This window comes from Actinoplanes sp. NPDC051633, assembly GCF_040681735.1.
Taxonomy (GTDB): domain Bacteria; phylum Actinomycetota; class Actinomycetes; order Mycobacteriales; family Micromonosporaceae; genus Actinoplanes.
The window spans coordinates 1-1,054 of sequence record NZ_JBFAZH010001826.1 but is presented as its reverse complement, the minus strand read 5'-3'; the positions used below and the strand labels follow the sequence as shown (position 1 = coordinate 1,054).

At 78.8% G+C, this 1,054-nt stretch carries 1 pseudogene; it reads right to left on the bottom strand.

From position 1 onward, the window contains the following. Window positions 1-1,054: pseudogene (locus AB0M20_RS45480) on the bottom strand (helix-turn-helix transcriptional regulator); the annotation flags it as partial.

Here is a 1,054-nt window from a genome sequence, read left to right as displayed (position 1 = left end):
CGGCCGGCAAGCTGCCACCGGCCAGCTCCGCCACCGCGGCGGTGTACCAGGTCGGGCCGGGACTCAGACCGGCCCGCTGGGCGGCCTCCACCGCCCGATGCGCGTAACGCAACGCCTCCCGGCAGCGACCCGCGCGGGTGGCCACCTCGGACAGGCTACGCAGCACCTCGACCAGCGCCTCGCCGGTGCGGTCCTGCTCGGCCACCGCGAGCAGCCCGAGCAACTCGTCCCGGGACTCGTCGAGCCGGTCGTCGACCATCGCGAACCGGGCCGCCATGTAGCGCGGCCCCAGATGCAGGAAGCCGGGCACCTGCTCGGCGGGCAGGCTGAGCGCGGCCCGCAGGGTCTCGATCCAGCGCTCCTCGCCGCGCATGCGCTGCACCTGCGCCAGGGCGCTGAGCGCCATCGACTCGGTGGTCGCGTCGCCGGCCTCGCGGGCGTCGGCGGCGGTGCGTTCCGCCTCGGTGGCGGCCGCGTCCGGGTCGCCGCCGACGATGGCCGCCCAGGTCCGGCGCAGCCGCACCGGCGCGCGCAGCACCGGGTCGTCGCCCGCCTCGATCAGCGCCGCCGCGAACATCTCCCCCATCTCCGCGAGCGCCTGGCCGGCCAGGTCGATCAGCACCAGGCGGGCGCGAACCCGATGCGCGGCCGGGGCGCCGGGGCTGGCCAGCACCGCCTCGGCGGCCTGCCCGGCCAGCTCCGGTGCGCCACTGGCGGCGGCGACGCCGGCGGCGGCCAGCAGCCAGTCCAGCCGATCGGCCGCCAGCGCGGCGGTGCCGCGGGCGGCGGCGAGCAGATAGAGCTCGGCGGCGGTCCGTCCGGCCTGGGCCCGGGCCGCCCGATCGGCCGAGCCGGCCAGCGATCGGGCGACCGCGGCATCCGGCAGGCCGCTGCGCAGCGCCCGATGCCGCAGCGCGCCGATCGGGTCGAGCGCCGCCGCGGCCAGCGCGTCGTGGATCCGGGCGCGTTCCTCGGCGCCGGCCTCGTCGGCGAGCACCTCCGACAGTGCGGGCGGGGTGAAGCGGATCGCGCCGCCAGCCCGGGTCACCAGGCC